This is a genomic window from Kineosphaera limosa NBRC 100340, from assembly GCF_000298215.1.
In the GTDB taxonomy this organism is placed as follows: Bacteria; Actinomycetota; Actinomycetes; order Actinomycetales; family Dermatophilaceae; genus Kineosphaera; species Kineosphaera limosa.
In genome coordinates this window covers 84,127-99,049 of record NZ_BAHD01000019.1, presented here as the reverse complement: position 1 = coordinate 99,049, position 14,923 = coordinate 84,127, and the positions used below count along the sequence as shown (strand labels likewise).

Sequence of the window (14,923 nt, the reverse complement as noted above, 5' to 3'; positions counted from 1 at the left end):
CCGGTGCCGCCCTGGCCGCCCTGGCCGCCGGAGTTGGCCGCCTCACCACCGCCGTCGTCGCCGCCTCCGCCGCCGCCACCATCACCGCCGCCGCCACGGCCACCACCGCCGCCACCGCCTCCGGTGCCGTTGTCACCACCGTCGCCGGGCGGCTGCGGGGAACCGTTGTCGCCGTCGCCCGGCTCGGGGGTCGTCGGGACGTCGGTCGGCGACCACGTGTCGGTGGGCGTCGGCGTGTCCGTGGGCGTCTGCGTCTGCGTCGGGGTCTGCGTGGCGGTTGCCGTCGGCGAGGGTGCGGGCGGCGGCACCCAGCGCACCTCGCTGTCTCCGACGCCGGCGCGGGCGGGGAAGTCCTCGACCGACTGGCCCGAGAGCAACTCGCGCATGAACGCCGTCCAGATCTGCACCGGATACGTGCCGCCGGTCAGCTCCGAGCGTCCGCCGATGCCCCGCAGCGGCTGCGCATTGCCCTGCTCGTCGGGCATGTACAGGGCGACCGCCGTGGCGGCCTGCGGGGTGAAGCCGTCGAACCACACGGCCAGGTTGTCGGTCGTCGTGCCGGTCTTGCCGGCCGCCGGACGCCCCAGCCGCGACGCGCCGACCGCGGTGCCCTCGCGCACGACCCTGGTCATCGCGTCGACCGCGTCGGCCGCGACCTGCGGGCTGATGGCGTCGGTCAGCTGCGGGCTGGCCGTCCAGCCGGCGTAGGTACCGTCGACCGAAGTGACCGACTGCACGATGTACGGCTCCGCGCGCTTGCCCTGCGCCGCGAGCGTCGCGTAGGCGTTGGCCATGTCGATGACGCGCGGCGAGGCGGTGCCGAAGACGTTGGCGTAGTTGTCGTCCAGCCCCGCGGTGTTCTCCGGCAGCCCCATCCGCACGGCGACGTTCTTCGTCGCCTGCGGCCCGACGTCGATGTTCAGTTCGGCGTACGCGGTGTTGATCGACTTGGCCGTCGCCTCCCGCAGCGTGACCTGCCCGTAGCTGGCGTTGCCGAAGTTGGTGACTCGGCCGTTGGCGTTGCCGCCGCCGCGGAACTCCGGAAAGTACGCCGGGCTCGACCCGTCGAGCTGCGTGCGGGTGCTGATGCCCTTCTCCAGGGCCGCCACCAGCGTGAACGGCTTGAACGTCGAACCGGCCTGCAGCTGCGCCTGCGTGGCCGAGTTGTAGGGCTGGGACCGGAAGTCGCTGCCGCCGTAGATCGCCAGGATCGCCCCGTCGCCGGGCTTGATGGAGGCGAGCCCGACCCGCACGTCGTCGCCGCGGCCCCCGGAGGGCCGGTTGTTCTCCACCGCGGTGATCGCGTCGGTCTGGGCCTGCTTGGCGATCGTCGTCGTGATCCGCAGACCGCCGCGGTCGACCTCCGCCTCCGACAGACCGATCTTCTGCGTCAGCTCGTTCTTGACCATCGCCACGAGGTAGCCGTTGGGGCCCGACGGGGCCGCGTTCTGGCGCGGCGGGGCCACTTCGGGGAAGTCCACCTGGGCGCGCTCTGCAGCGGTCAGCCAACCCTGCTCGACCATCCCGGCCAGCACGTAGTCGACCCGGTCGCGGGCGTTCTGCTCCTGCTTGGCACCCAGGGCCGGGTCGTACAGGGATGGACCCCGAATGACGGAGGCCAGCAGCGCGCCCTCTCCGACCGTCAGATCGGCGGCGCCCTTGTTGAAGTAGGCGCGGGCCGCGGCCTCGATGCCTGAGGCGCCCCGACCGTAATAAATGGTGTTGAGGTAGTTCTCCAGGATCTGGTCCTTGGACTGCTGCTGCTCGATCTTGATGGAGATGATGAGCTCGCGCGCCTTACGCGTGACCGTCTGATCCTGGTCCAGGAAGTAGTTCTTGACGTACTGCTGGGTGATCGTCGAGCCGCCCTGGGTCGGGCCGCCGGTGACCGTCGCCCACACGGCGCGGGCGATGCCCGTCGGCGAGAAGCCCGGATTCTCGTAGAAGGAGCGGTCTTCGGCGGCGAGCATCGCCTCCTGCACGTGCTTGGGCACCTGCGACAACGGGATGGACTCGCGGTTGACCTCGGCGAACCGGTGCATCTCGGTCTGGCCGTCGGCGAAGTAGATGATCGAGGTCTGCGCGCGCGCCGCCTCGTTCGGGTCGGGCACGCGCACCAACGCGAAGGCCGCGAGCACGAGCAACACCCCGAGCGCGAAGAGCGCCCCGATGATCGCCAAGATGCCTTTGGGGGTCATCAGGCGACGACCCAGACTTCGTTGCGCGGAGGCGCGTCGCGCCCGAACGGGGCTCCCTGAACTCACGCGGCAGTACCTTCCTGACTCGAAACAGCCCACCGGCGGTGGGCTGCGCCGACGAGACCCTCATCGGCACGGCGCGAAGACTTCTGCAGGCAGGCCCGGCGGCCATCGGCCTGCACTGCTCGCCGGTCGACGCCCCCGCGCCACCGGATCGACTCCCGGGTCGACGGGCAGTAGGGGTCAGTATGACCAGTCCACCTGGACGGTGGTCCGAGGAAGACTCAGCGAAAACTGGGTCTGCGCCGCGAGGACAGCTGCGAGAGTGGCCAACCGAGCCTAGGCTCGCGGCATGGGTTCCTCGTCCGCCGCCCTGGCCATCGACATCGAGGGCGTTACCAAGAGGTTCGGTCCCGTCAGGGCTCTGGACGAGCTGACCATGACTGTGGCCACCGGTCAGATCCACGGCTTCCTCGGCCCCAACGGCTCGGGCAAGTCCACGACGATCCGGGTGCTGCTCGGGCTGCTGCGCATCGACGCCGGCCGGGTCCGGCTCCTGGGTGGTGATCCGTGGAGCGACGCGCCCCGGCTGCACCGGCACCTGGCGTACGTGCCCGGCGACGTCAACCTGTGGCCCAATCTCAGCGGTGGCGAGGCCATCGACCTGCTCGGCCGGGCCCGCGGCGGTCTCGACCCCGCTCGCCGCGACGAACTCATCGAGCGCTTCGACCTCGACCCCCGCAAGAAGGGCCGCTCGTACTCCAAGGGCAACCGGCAGAAGGTCGCCCTCGTGGCGGCCTTGGCCAGCGACGTCGACCTACTGCTGCTCGACGAGCCCACCAGCGGCCTGGACCCGCTCATGGAGCGGGTGTTCACCGACTACCTGCGCGCTGAACGCGACAGCGGCCGCACGGTGCTGCTCAGCAGCCACATCCTCTCCGAGGTCGAGGCGCTGTGCGATCACGTGAGCATCATCCGCGCAGGCCGGATCGTCGAGACCGGCACCTTGACCCAGCTGCGCCACCTGACCCGCACCCAGGTCGTCGCCGAGTTGCTCGGTGAGGCTCCAGCGGAGTTGACGACCTTGCCGGGCGTGCACGACCTGCTCATCGACGACCGCCGCCTGACCTTTCAGGTCGACGCCGCCTCCCTGACCGACGCCCTGGCCCTCCTCACCTCCGCCGGGATCGCCTCGCTGACCAGTTCGCCGCCGACGCTGGAGGAGCTCTTCCTGCGCCACTACGACGCCGACCCCGACGACACCGACTCGGGGGCGCCCCCGGAGTCGGCCGACCTCTCGAGCGACCAGCCCGTGGACAGCGGCGACCCGTACGCGGCCGGTCCGCAGCGGTCATGACCCTGCTCACGCGCGGCCGCGGTCGGCATGCGGCGCCGCCGGCCCACCGGTCCGCGCTGGCGGGCACCGGGCTCGTCGCGCGGCTGGCGCTGCGTCGGTCTCGGTGGTTCTGGCTGCTGTGGCTGCTGGCCCTGGGCCTGATGATGCCCGCGACCGTCTCCGCCTACCACGAGCTGATGCCGGACACGCAGCTCGGCCGCGGCACCTTGGAGGCGCTCGCCGCCAATCCGACGATGCGGGCGATGCTCGGCCCGCCCTACGACCTGGGCAACGCCGGCGGTTTCGCGATGTGGCGGGTCGGCACGTTCGTCGCCGCGGCCGCCGCCATGATGGCGGCGCTCGGGGTCATTCGAGCCACCCGCGCCGAGGAGGAGGCCGGTCGGCTCGAACTGCTGCGGGCCGGCGCCATCGGTCGCCGCGCGCCCTTGGCCGGGGCCCTGCTCGTGGCGTTCGGTGCGTGCCTGGCGCTGGCGCTGCTCGTGACGGCGGGCCTTGCGACCACGGCGCCGCCGCTGACCGGGGCGCTGGCCGCGGGCCTGGGCATCGGCCTGACGGGAGCCGTGTGGGCCGCGGTCGGGGCTGTTGCCGCCCAGCTCAGCGAGTCGGCCCGGACCGCCCGGTTCATCGCCGTGGGCTCTCTCGGGTTGGCCTACGTCGTGCGGGCGCTGGCCGACGGCGGCCCCACCGACTCCTTGCTGGCACCGTTGGGGTGGCTCTCCCCCGTGCAGTGGGCGGCGCTGGCTCGCCCGTACGCCGACGAACGGTGGTGGGTGCTGCTGCTGCCCCTGGTGAGCACGGTGCTGCTGGCGTGGTTGGCGTTCGCCCTCGAGGGGCGCCGCGATCACGGCGGCGGGGTCCGCGCGGCCCGGCCCGGCCCGGCCCACGGCTCGGCTTGGCTGGGCGGCGTCGAGGCGCTGGTGTGGCGCCTCGAGCGCGGCGCGGCGATCGGCTGGCTGCTGGGCATGGCGCTCTTCTCGCTGGCCATCGGCTCGCTGGCCGGGACCATCGACCAGGTGATCACCGACAACGAGCAGATCGCGCAGATGTTCCGCCGCATGGGTGGCGGCGGTGACGTCCTACGCGACGCCTTCTACGGCGCGATGCTGAGCATCGTCGTCGCCCTCATCGCGCTCTACGGGGCCGCGGTGCTGCTGCGGCTGCGGGCCGAGCAGGAGGCCGGGCACATCGAGTTACTCGGCTCGACCGCGACCTCCCGCACTCGACTGTTTCTGGCCCGGGTCGTGCCCGCGTTCCTGCTGGCCACCCTCGTGCTCGTCGTCACCGGCGCCTGCATCGCGCTGCCGCAGGCGATCTCGACCGGCGACGTCGCCGTGGTGCCCCGCATCGTCGGAGCGGCTCTCGGCCTGGCCCCCGGCATCTGGCTGACCCTCGGTCTGGGCGCCGCCCTGTTGGGTCTGGCACCGCGGTTCGCGCCGCTGATCTGGGTGGTGTTGGGCTGGGCCCTGTTCGTCACCTGGGTCGGGGCGTTGCTGAACCTGCCGCAGGTACTGCTCGACGCGACGCCGTTCGCGGCCCTGGCCGCGCTGCCCGTGGAGCCGATGAACTGGACTCCGTGGCTTATCGAGACGGGGCTGGCCGTGGCGCTCGTGGCCGCCGGCTGGTGGGGTTGGCGCCGCGCCGATATCGCCGCGGCCTGAGCGTTCAGGATTCGGGCTGGTCGGCCCACCACGCGAGCAGCTCCTCGCGGGCGGCCTCCGGCCCGATCAGCCCGCGATCCAGCCGGATCGCCAACAAGTGTTTGTAGGCGCGCCCGAGAACCCGGCCGGGCGGGATGCCGAGCACCTGGCCGATCTCGTTGCCGTCGAGTTCGGGGCGCACCGCCTTGAGCTCCTCGGCCGCCATCAGCGCCTCGATGCGACGCTCGAGGGAGTCGTAGGAGGCGGCGAGACGGGCGGCCTTGCGACGGTTGCGGGTCGTGCAGTCGGCGCGGGTCAATCGGTGCAGTCGCGGCAGCAGGTCACCGGCGTCGGTGACATACCGGCGCACGGCCGAGTCGGTCCACTCCCCAGCGCCGTAGCCGTGAAAGCGCAGGTGCAACTCGACGAGCCGGGAGACCGACTTGATCGTCTCCTTGTCGAAGCGCAGCTCGCGCAGCCGTTTGGTGCTCAGCTTCGCGCCGACCACCTCGTGATGGTGAAAACTCACTCCGCCGCCGGGCTCGAAGCGCCGGGTGGCCGGCTTGCCGATGTCGTGCAGCAGGGCCGCCAGGCGCAGGATGAGGTCGGGTCCCGGCACCTCCTGCTCGCCGGCCCCGGGCGGCCCCTCGAGGTCGATGGCCTGGTCGAGCACGGTGAGGGAGTGCTCGTAGACGTCCTTGTGCCGGTGGTGCTCATCAATCGTCAGCTGCATGCCGGGCAGCTCCGGCAGCATCCGCTGCGCCAGGCCCGTGTCGACGAGCACCTCCAGGCCGCGACGCGGCGCGGGCGTCAACAGCAGCTTGACCAGCTCGTCGCGCACCCGTTCGGCCGAGACGATCTGCAGGGAGTCGACGGCGGCGGTGATCGCCTCCGCGACGCCGGGGTGCAGGCTCATGTCGAGCTGAGCCACGAAGCGGGCGGCGCGCATCATCCGCAGCGGGTCGTCGGCGAAGGAGACCTCGGGGGCGCCGGGGGTGCGCAACTCCCGCGCGAACAGGTCGGCCAGGCCGTCGTGCGGGTCGACGAACGCGAGCTCGGGCAGTTGCAGCGCCATGGCGTTGACCGTGAAGTCGCGGCGCGCCAGGTCGTCGGCGAGGTTGTCGCCGAAGGCCACGATCGGCTTGCGGGTGGTGCGGTCGTAGGCGTCCGCCCGGTAGGTCGTGATCTCCACCACGTACGCGCCCTTGCGCAGTCCGATGGTGCCGAACGCCCGCCCCATGTCCCACACGGCGTCGGCCCAACCGGCGACGGCCGCCTCGATCTGCTCGGGGCGCGCGCTCGTCGTCAGGTCCAGGTCGTGGCTCGAGCGGCCCAGGAAGGCGTCGCGCACCGGGCCGCCGACGAGCGCGAGGTCGTGCCCGGCGGTCGCGAATCGCTCTCCGAGCTCACGCAGGAGGGGCATCACCGGCTCCAGGTGCGCCACCGCGCGAGCCAGGAGCGCCGCCCCTGCGTCGGCGCTCGCGTCGGCGCTCGGCTCGGCACTCGGCTCGGCGGACTCTGTGGGTGGCTGCGAAGCGGTCATCTCTGGATGCGTACTGCGGGCGGACACGTGTGCCAAGAGTAGGCGACACCCGCCCCCGAGCCCGCCGCACGTACGGCATCCGTTCGGTCTGGGTCGTTATGGTGACAAGATGAGCGCTTCTCCACGCCCCACGCGACCGCTGCGGCGGCTGCCTGCGGTGTTGGAGCGGTCGGCCGGCGGAATCGTGGTCGACGTGCAGGAGGGCCGCGCCCACATCGCGGTCATCGCGCGCCGCAATCGGGCGGGGCGCATCGAGTGGTGCCTGCCCAAGGGGCACCAGGAGAACGACGAGACGCTCGTGGAGACCGCCGAGCGAGAGGTCGAGGAGGAGACCGGCATCCAAGGCCGGGTGCTGACTACCCTGGGCACCATCGACTACTGGTTCTCGACCCATGATCGGCGGGTGCACAAGATCGTGCATCACTACCTGCTCGAGGCGACCGGCGGCTACCTGACCGTCGAGAAGGACCCCGACCGGGAGGCCATCGACGTCGAGTGGATTCCCCTTCGGCAGGTGCAGGAGCGATTGACGTTTCCCAACGAGCGGCGCATCGCGCAGTTGGCCTGGGAGCGGCTGGCCGGCGAGGGATGAGCCGGCGCCGGCCCGCGCGGGCGCTCGGCTCCGCGCTGAGCGCCCTCCTCGTGTGCTTGTCGGCGCTGGTCACCGTGCCCGCGACCGCCGCAGCCCCCAGCGCGATCGGCTCGGCGGCGGCGCAAGCCTCCCGGGCGGTGCTCAGCGTGCACGTCGCCGCTCTGGAGCCGGTCATCGCAACCCCCGGGCAGGACGTGCGCGCGCAAGTTCGGGTGCGTAACACCGGCGCCTCCCCGACGACAGGTCCCGTGCTGGTCAGCGCCCGCCTCGGCGCGCCCGGCGCGATGATCACCCGCTCGCAGGTGCGCGCGTTCGCCCGCGCCGGCCTCGGCGGCCCCGGATTTCGGACGGGGACGTTCGCGGCGCAGACCGTGACCGACCAACCCCTGCCGCCGGACACCGAGACCGTGGTCGACGTGACGATCCCGGGCAACCGGATCACCAGCAACCGGACCTTCGGCGTGCTGCCGCTGCAGTTCGACGCCACCGAAGAGACCGAGTCGGGGGCCGACTCGTCGATCCGGGCCGTGCGCGCCACCTACCTGCCCTACCAGTCCCGCAAGGAGTATCAGCCGCTGGATGTCTCGGTGGTCGTGCCGTTGACCCTCGACCCCGACCCCGCGCTCATCACCGCGACCGGGCAACAGCGCGCCGAGGCCTGGGCCGAGGCGATCGGCCCCGACAGCCGCATCGAGTCGATCCTTGCGGCCACCGACCGGTTTCCCGTGACGTGGGCGGTGGATCCGGCGTTGCTGGACACCCCCGGGCACGTCGCCGCAGGTGCGGGCGGCACCAGCGCCGTGCCGCCCGCCGCCACAGGGGCGCAGAGTCCCGCGGCCACCCCCGGTGCGGCCGCTCCCGAGCCGGGGGCAGCGCAGACTCCGACGCCGCCAGAGCCCCAGACCGCGCCACCGGCGACTCCGTCGCCGACGCCTACACCCACCGACCCGGCCGAGGCCGCGCAGGGCGCGCTGCGAGAGCGGCTCGCGGGGTTGGCGACGCGGCATCCCGTGTGGGCCCTGCCGCGCAACGACCCGGATCTGCGCGCGATCATAGCGGCGGGCGCCTCCCCGCAGTACCTGTCGGGGCTGCTCGGTAGCACCGGTGACGCGCGGGTGGCGGCGCTGCTCGGGCTGCCCGGCATGGCGCGCGTGGCCTGGCCGGCGGGCCCGGGACTCTCGAGCGCCGGCATCACCGCCGTGCGGGCCGGGTTCGGTGGCGACGGCCCGAGCGCCCTCGTGGCACCCGGCTCGGTCTACGACGAGAATCCCGACGTCAGCGGCTCCGCGGCCCGGGTCACGGGTGGCGGGCTGCCGGTCGTGACCTTCGACGACGAGCTCTCGGCCCTGTTCACCTCCGCCTCCGACCCGGCGGTGGCCACCGAGCTGACGCTGCGCACCCTCGCCGAGACCGTGACTCTGCTCTCGGAGGCGCCCGGCCGGCAGCGCAGCATCGTCATCGCCGCCGGACGCGACTTCGACCCCGACGTCGGTGTGGCCCGCGGCCTGTTGACGACCCTGCAGGGCACGCCGTGGGTGCGGCTGACCGACACCAGCGCCCTGCTCGACGCTCAGACCACCCGTGCCCCCGTCGGTGAGCGGCGCGCGGACGCCACCGATCCCCTCTCCCCGGGCGACTCGCCGCTGACCAGTTCGGCGCTGTCGAGCTTCGCGGCGTTGCGGGCGCCGCTGGCGGGCCTGGCCGGGGTGCTCACCGCGACGCCGACCTCGGCGATGGTGCCCGACCTGGACTCCCTCGACGGCCTGGTCTCCACGCGCTGGCGGTTCGCCCCGGGTGGCTGGAAGCCCACGCAGCAGCAGGTCAGCGCCCGGGTCGAAGAGTTGACGACCGGCGTCTCGGTCGTTCCGAGCACCTTCAACTTCTTCGCCGAGCACGGTGCGCTGCAGGTCACGGTCGTCAACGATCTCGACGTCGACGTGCACGACGTGCGGGTCGTGCTGGAGCCGCAGGGCCGCCCGCCGCGGCTGCGCATCGTCTCCGAGCCCGCCCCCATGACGATCCGCGCGGGCAGCCGGACCACCGTGCGCGTGCAGGCGGAGGCGGTCGCCGCGGGGATCGTTCCCGTGTCGACACATCTGGCGACGCCCACCAACACTAGGCTCGGCACGGATGCGACGGTCCGCGTGCGGGTTCAACCGACCAACGGTTGGATCATGCTCGCTCTCGGCGGACTGATCGGAGTCGTCTTCGTCGCCGGGCTGTACCGTGCCCTGCGGATGGGTCGGCCCCGGGTCCCCTCGGAGAGCCTGAAGGACATCAACTAGCGCATCCGCGCACCAGCAGGCGGCAGGAGTAGCCACATGACGACCTCGGCGGGCCGGCTCGCCCGGCACAGTGCGGTGATGGCCGCCGGCAGCTTCGTCTCCCGGCTGCTCGGGGTGGTCCGCTCCGTCATGATCATGACGATCTTCGGGCGGTCCCTAGCCGGTGATGCCTGGGCGGTGGCCAACATGCTGCCCAACACCATTTATCTGCTGCTGGCCGGCGGTGTGCTCAACGCGGTGCTCGTCCCGCAGATCACCAAGGCCGAGAAGCACCACGAGGACGGCGGCCGCGACTTCATCGACCGTCTGCTGACGTTGGCGCTGCTGGCGTTGCTCGTCGTCACCGTGGTCTGCGTCGCCGCGGCCCCGCTGCTGGTGCGCATATTCATGGACGGCTCGTCGGTGCCCGAGCAGGTCGCGTTGGCCGTCTCGTTCTCCTATATCGCCCTGCCGGCGATCTTCTTCTACGGCATCTACACGATCCTGGGACAGGTTCTCAACGCCCGCGAGCGGTTCGGCTGGTACATGTGGTCGCCGGTGCTGTGCAATATCGTCTGGATCGCCGGTCTCGGCTGGTTCCTGGTGCACTACGGGCGCGGTGTCGGCGCCCCGAGCGCCTACTCCCCGCAGATGATCTGGCTGCTCGGCGGCTCGCTGCTGCTGGGTGTCGCCGCCCAGGCCCTCGTGCTCATCGTGCCGTTGTATCGGAGCGGATTTCGCTACACCCCCCGGTTCGGCTGGCGCGGGGTGGGGTTGGGCAGCGCCGGGCGCGTGGCGATGTGGACCTTCGCCGCGCTGGTCGTCACCCAGCTGGGGCTCATCGTGCAGTCTCGGGTGCTGACCTCGGTCGATGAGGGCGACACCGGCAAGCTGCCCTACGACACGGCCTTCCTGTTGTTCATGACCCCGCACGGCCTCATCACCGTCTCGCTGGTGACGGCGCTGTTCACGACGATGAGCCAGGCCGCGTCCGCGGGGGACACGCCCGCGCTGCGGGCGAACGTCACCCAGGGCATGACCCTGACGACGATCGCGACGGTGCCGATCATGATCGTGACGCTCGTGCTGGGGCCGCTGCTGACCCGGGTGCTGTACCCGTTGAACTCGGTGCAGACGACCGATGCCATCGCCTACGTCGCGATGGCGATGATGCTGGGCCTGCCGGCCTTCGGCATTTATTACGTGCTGCAACGCGGCTTCTACGCGATGGAGGACGCCAAGGCCCCGTTCTATCTGCAGGTGGTCAACACGCTGGTCGCCGCCGTCGTCGCCGTCGGCTGCCTGTGGATCTCCTCGGAGTTCCGCGCGGTCGGCGTCGCGTTGGGCCAGGCGTTGAGCAATGTCGTGGCGGCGGTGCTGGCCGTCGTGTGGTTCGCGGCGCGCCTCGAGGGGCTGCCGATGCACGGCGTCGTGCGCACGACCGTGCGCGTTCTCGTGGCCTCGATCCCGGGGATGATCGTCGCGGTCGCGGCGCTGCTGGTGGCCGAATGGGCCGGCGCCGGGTGGGCCGTCTCCCTGGCGGCCCTGGTGATCGGCGGCGGGCTGTTCATGGTGCTCTACGTCGCTGCGGCCCGTCGCATGCGAGTGCGGGAGCTGAACGCCGTGCTCGACCCGATCATGCGCCGTCTGCGAGGCGTGCGTAAGGACGGTGCTACGCCCGCCTAAACTAGCGTCGGGGACTTTCGACGTGAGGAGCAGGAGTGTATGGCGTAGGGACGGGCCGGGTTATTGCCGACCGCTATGCGCTCAGCGAGCGACGGGCCCATCTGGGCTCCATCGAGGTGTGGTCCGCCGTCGATTCGACGTTGGGTCGCGAGGTGTCGATCACGCTGTTCCCCAGCAACCTGTCGCGGGCCGATGCCATCGTCGACGCCGCGCGGCGCAGTGCCGCCCTCAACGACCCGCGTCTCGTGCGCGTGCTCGATGTCGGCACCGGCGAAGACGTGAGCTGGCTGGTCGAGGAGTCACTGTCGGACTCCTCGAGCATCGCCGACCTCATCTCCACCGGCCCGTTGCCCCCGGAGGAGGCGCGCCGGATCGCCGGTGAGGTCGCCAGCGGGCTGGCCGCCGCCGCCTCGCGCGGCCTGCACCACCTGCACGTGACGCCCCACTCGGTGCGGCGCACGGACGGCGGCCTCATCAAGATCGCCGGGCTGGCCACCGCGTCGGCCCTGGAGGGCGACGACGACGCCGAGGACGACCGCGCCGAGCGGATCGACACGGTCGCCACCGTCGCGCTCATGTACGCCGCGATGACCACCCGCTGGCCGCTGCCACAGCGCATCCCGGGGTTGGAGGCCGCCCCGCGCATCGTCGGGGGGGTCGCCGCCCCTTCCGAGATCGCCGTCGCCGTACCGCCGGACCTCGACGCGATCTGCCGCGCCACCCTCAACCACGACACCGGTCCGCGCAGCCCGCGTGAGCTCGTCGACCGCATCGCCCCGTGGTCGCACACGCAGGTCAAGCACATGGCCCCCAAGGTCACGCCCGTGTCGCGGCCGCCGGCCCCCGCGGCGCCCACGGAGGCGATTCCGGCGGTCCGTCCCGGCGGCAACGGCGGGCGCGGCCGACGCAGCGATCGGCGCGCCGGTTCGGGTGCCGCGGCGGGAGCCGGGGCAGGGGCCGCGGTCGGTGCCACAGTGGGGGCCGGCTCCTCCGGCTCCGGTGCCGAGGGTGGGGCTACCGCGGTCGCCGCCTCCGCCGGTCCGATCGCGCGGGTGCGCGAGCATCGAGAGGCAGAGCGGGCCGCCCGAGCGGCCAGCACCCGGCGTCGCTTGGAGGAGCGGCGGGCCGACCCGAGCTTTCTCAACCTGCCCGAGGCGCTCGACGAGCAACGCAATACGCCGCTGCCGCCTCCTGCTCCGATGCTGCCGCGCACTCCGGAGGTCGAGGGGCGGCACGCCAAGCTGATCCTCGCCGTGGTCGTGGCGGTCATCATTGCCGCCATGATGTTCGCGGTGCCCACCATGCTCGGCATGTTCTCCCGCGGTGGCGAGCAGCCCGAGCCGCAGGCCTCACCAGGTCCCGGCACCGCCGCGCCGACCACCCCGGGGCAGAGTCCCGCGGCGAGCCCGACCCTGGGCGACCCGATCACCCCGGTCGGCATCACCTCTTTCGACCCCCAGGGCGACGGCACCGAGAACGAGTCGGCCGCCCCGCGCGCCATCGATGGCGACCAGGGCACGTTCTGGCGCTCCGAGGGATACCGCAGCAACGCGAGCTTCGGCAACCAGAAGGACGGCGTCGGTCTGGTCGTGGAGCTGCCTGCGGGTACGACCGTGCACGAGATCCGCGTGTGGCTGCCCGACCACGACAGCCAGGATGTCGAGTTCTTCGTCAACGACTCGGCCTCCCTCGACGGGGCGACGCGCGTGGGCGGGTTCACCGACGGCAAGGGCGAGCGCAGCGTGCCGGTCCGTAACCCCACGGCCGGCAGCCGCCTCATCGTGTGGGTGACCAAGGCCGCGGCGGAGTCCGACGGTCGGTTCCGGGCGCAGATCAACGAGATCGTCCTGCGTTGATGCCCACGCAGCAGCCGGCGCCGCCGCGGCCGGTGGCCGACTACAGCGACGCCGAGCTGCTGTCCGCGCACTGCGCGGGTGACCCCGACGCCTTCGGGGAGCTCTTTCGGCGACACCGCGACCGCATGTGGGCGGTGGCGCTGCGCACAACCGGCGACCGGGAGATGGCCGCCGACGCGGTGCAAGACGCGTTCATCTCGGCGTTCCGGCGGGCCGACAGTTTTCGCGGACAGTCGGCCGTGACGACGTGGCTACACCGGATCGTCGTCAACGCCTGCCTCGACCGCCTGCGCCGCCGCCGACCCACGACCGAACTGCCCGCCGACCACACCGCCGTACTAGCGGACCGGCACGATCGGCACTCCTCGGTCGAGACCGCACTCGACGTTCAGGCCGCGCTCGCGACCCTGCCCGAGGGGCAGCGGTTGGCGTTGACGCTGGTCGACATGCACGGCCTGTCGGTCGCCGAGACCGCCCAGATTCTCGGCGTCGCCGAGGGCACCGTGAAGTCCCGCTGCGCCCGCGGCCGCTCCGCCCTCGCCCCGCTGCTGCGCCCTCAGGACACGTAAGCGACTCCCACAGGGCGCCGAGCGGCGGTGGGCCTACGGGACACGTCAGGGTCGACTCAGGGAACCTCCGGGTTGCCCGGAACGTCTGAACTTCATGTCCGGCCTGACCGCCGCGACCTGCCAGTTCCCCTGCGGTTTCCCTGAGGTGTACACCGTGACGCGATCGATCTATCGCCTACGCCCTTCGTCGGACGACGACGAGAGCGTGCAGCGGCTGCTCGCGACACTGCCCGACCCCGGCCCGATGCCGCCGGAGCTCGTCGGGCGGATCGCCGCATCGTTGGCGGCGGAGCAGGAGCGCCGCGGCCCGGCCGATGAGTCGGTGACGCCGCTGGTGCGGCGGCAGCAGTCCCGCGACCAGTTCGTGCGTCGGCAACCGCCGCAGGACGAAGTCGCCTCGGTGTCGGGGGCGTCCAGGTCACTGCTGCTCGGATTGGGCGGCGCGGCGGCGGCGTTCGTCGTGGGCGGCGTCGTGGTCGTCAACGCCTTGACCCCCGCCGGGGCGGCCAGCGACCCCAGCACCTACGCCCAGCTCAGCCTCGGCGAGCCTGGCGTCAACGCCCCCGCCGACCCCCACGACCCCATGGCACCCCTGGCCCCCACCGGACCGGCGGCACCCGATGCCGGCGCCCCCGGGGCGGGCGAGCCGGCCAATCAGGGCGAGACCGGCAGCTACGGCGCACCCGGGGGCGGCACCGCGCCCGGCGCCTCGGTCGACGCCCACATCACGGTCTCCGCCCAGCAGTACACGACCGCCGACCTGGCCACGCAGGGCGCGACCCTGTGGCGGGCCCCCGGTGCACCCCTGCACACGATGGCCGCGGAAGCCCCGTCGATCGGCCCGATCGGCACCACCGGCGGCGTCGCCGAGTGCCTGGCCGCCATCGGCGCCAACAGCGGCACGTCTCGCGCCATCGTCGACCTGGCGTTCCTCGACGGTGCCCCCGCCGCCGTCATCGTGACCCAAGGTGACCAGGGCACCCAGGTGCGCGCCGTCACGCGCCAGTGCGGTTCGGCCTCCGACCAGGTGCTCGCCGGCCCCTTCTCGATTCGCTGAGCGCGACTGCGCGGCTGCGGACGCGCCCGCGGGTCGCCGGTATCGTGAGCGGGGACAGCACCGGGGGAATATGCCCCACGGGGTATCGGTTGACCCGGGCGAACCGGCCCCGCCCAGTCCAGTGACGATGATCGGATCGTCCCTGGTCGGCGGCGGCATCAGAC

At 72.2% G+C, this 14,923-nt stretch carries 10 protein-coding genes; 8 read left to right on the top strand and 2 right to left on the bottom strand.

Annotated features, from left to right (window positions below; all coding sequences use genetic code 11):
* Window positions 1-2,198: transglycosylase domain-containing protein (locus KILIM_RS07060; RefSeq protein ID WP_006591964.1), on the bottom strand; the 2,198-nt coding region annotated here is incomplete at its 3' end.
* A 352-nt stretch (window positions 2,199-2,550) separates the two neighbouring features.
* Here KILIM_RS07060 and KILIM_RS07055 point away from each other — a divergent pair.
* On the top strand, window positions 2,551-3,555 hold the full coding sequence (locus tag KILIM_RS07055) for an ABC transporter ATP-binding protein (RefSeq protein WP_006591963.1): 1,005 nt from the start codon (window positions 2,551-2,553) through the stop codon (window positions 3,553-3,555).
* Complete coding sequence (locus KILIM_RS07050; protein ID WP_006591962.1) at window positions 3,552-5,213, top strand: ABC transporter permease; 1,662 nt, start codon at window positions 3,552-3,554, stop codon at window positions 5,211-5,213. The genes KILIM_RS07055 and KILIM_RS07050 overlap by 4 nt, the downstream gene beginning before the upstream one ends.
* Before the next feature lie 4 nt (window positions 5,214-5,217).
* Here KILIM_RS07050 and KILIM_RS07045 read toward each other — a convergent pair whose 3' ends face one another.
* Window positions 5,218-6,735, bottom strand: a complete 1,518-nt coding sequence (locus KILIM_RS07045; protein WP_006591961.1) for a CCA tRNA nucleotidyltransferase — start codon at window positions 6,733-6,735, stop codon at window positions 5,218-5,220.
* A 109-nt stretch (window positions 6,736-6,844) separates the two neighbouring features.
* Between KILIM_RS07045 and KILIM_RS07040 the strand changes: the two genes are divergently transcribed.
* The 6 genes from KILIM_RS07040 (at window position 6,845) to KILIM_RS23660 (ending at window position 14,759) form a co-directional block, all read left to right on the top strand.
* The gene (locus tag KILIM_RS07040; RefSeq protein WP_040562491.1) at window positions 6,845-7,327 is read left to right on the top strand and encodes an NUDIX domain-containing protein; all 483 of its coding nucleotides are present in this window, start codon (window positions 6,845-6,847) and stop codon (window positions 7,325-7,327) included.
* Window positions 7,324-9,612 (top strand): DUF6049 family protein, encoded by a 2,289-nt coding sequence (locus tag KILIM_RS07035; RefSeq protein ID WP_006591959.1) that lies wholly within the window; start codon window positions 7,324-7,326, stop codon window positions 9,610-9,612. Before KILIM_RS07040 ends, KILIM_RS07035 begins: the two co-directional genes overlap by 4 nt.
* A 36-nt stretch (window positions 9,613-9,648) precedes the next feature.
* Complete coding sequence (gene murJ / locus KILIM_RS07030) at window positions 9,649-11,277, top strand: murein biosynthesis integral membrane protein MurJ (protein WP_006591958.1); 1,629 nt, start codon at window positions 9,649-9,651, stop codon at window positions 11,275-11,277.
* A 35-nt stretch (window positions 11,278-11,312) separates the two neighbouring features.
* Window positions 11,313-13,133 (top strand): protein kinase family protein, encoded by a 1,821-nt coding sequence (locus tag KILIM_RS23665; protein ID WP_006591957.1) that lies wholly within the window; start codon window positions 11,313-11,315, stop codon window positions 13,131-13,133.
* Entirely contained in the window at window positions 13,133-13,702 is a 570-nt protein-coding gene (gene sigM, locus KILIM_RS07020; RefSeq protein ID WP_006591956.1) for an RNA polymerase sigma factor SigM, read from the top strand. The genes KILIM_RS23665 and sigM overlap by 1 nt, the downstream gene beginning before the upstream one ends.
* A gap of 154 nt (window positions 13,703-13,856) precedes the next feature.
* Window positions 13,857-14,759 carry an RsmA family anti-sigma factor gene (locus KILIM_RS23660; RefSeq protein WP_157551547.1) on the top strand — a complete coding sequence of 301 codons (903 nt, stop codon included), beginning with the start codon at window positions 13,857-13,859 and terminating at the stop codon, window positions 14,757-14,759.
* Window positions 14,760-14,923 lie beyond the last annotated feature (164 nt).

Bases quoted from the DNA above. Each gene is read 5' to 3' on its own strand.
- KILIM_RS07055 (WP_006591963.1), top strand. From the start codon at position 2,551: ATGGGTTCCTCGTCCGCCGCCCTGGCCATCGACATCGAGGGCGTTACC.
- KILIM_RS07050 (WP_006591962.1), top strand. From the start codon at position 3,552: ATGACCCTGCTCACGCGCGGCCGCGGTCGGCATGCGGCGCCGCCGGCC.
- KILIM_RS07045 (WP_006591961.1), bottom strand. From the start codon at position 6,735: ATGACCGCTTCGCAGCCACCCACAGAGTCCGCCGAGCCGAGTGCCGAG.
- KILIM_RS07040 (WP_040562491.1), top strand. From the start codon at position 6,845: ATGAGCGCTTCTCCACGCCCCACGCGACCGCTGCGGCGGCTGCCTGCG.
- KILIM_RS07035 (WP_006591959.1), top strand. From the start codon at position 7,324: ATGAGCCGGCGCCGGCCCGCGCGGGCGCTCGGCTCCGCGCTGAGCGCC.
- murJ (WP_006591958.1), top strand. From the start codon at position 9,649: ATGACGACCTCGGCGGGCCGGCTCGCCCGGCACAGTGCGGTGATGGCC.
- sigM (WP_006591956.1), top strand. From the start codon at position 13,133: ATGCCCACGCAGCAGCCGGCGCCGCCGCGGCCGGTGGCCGACTACAGC.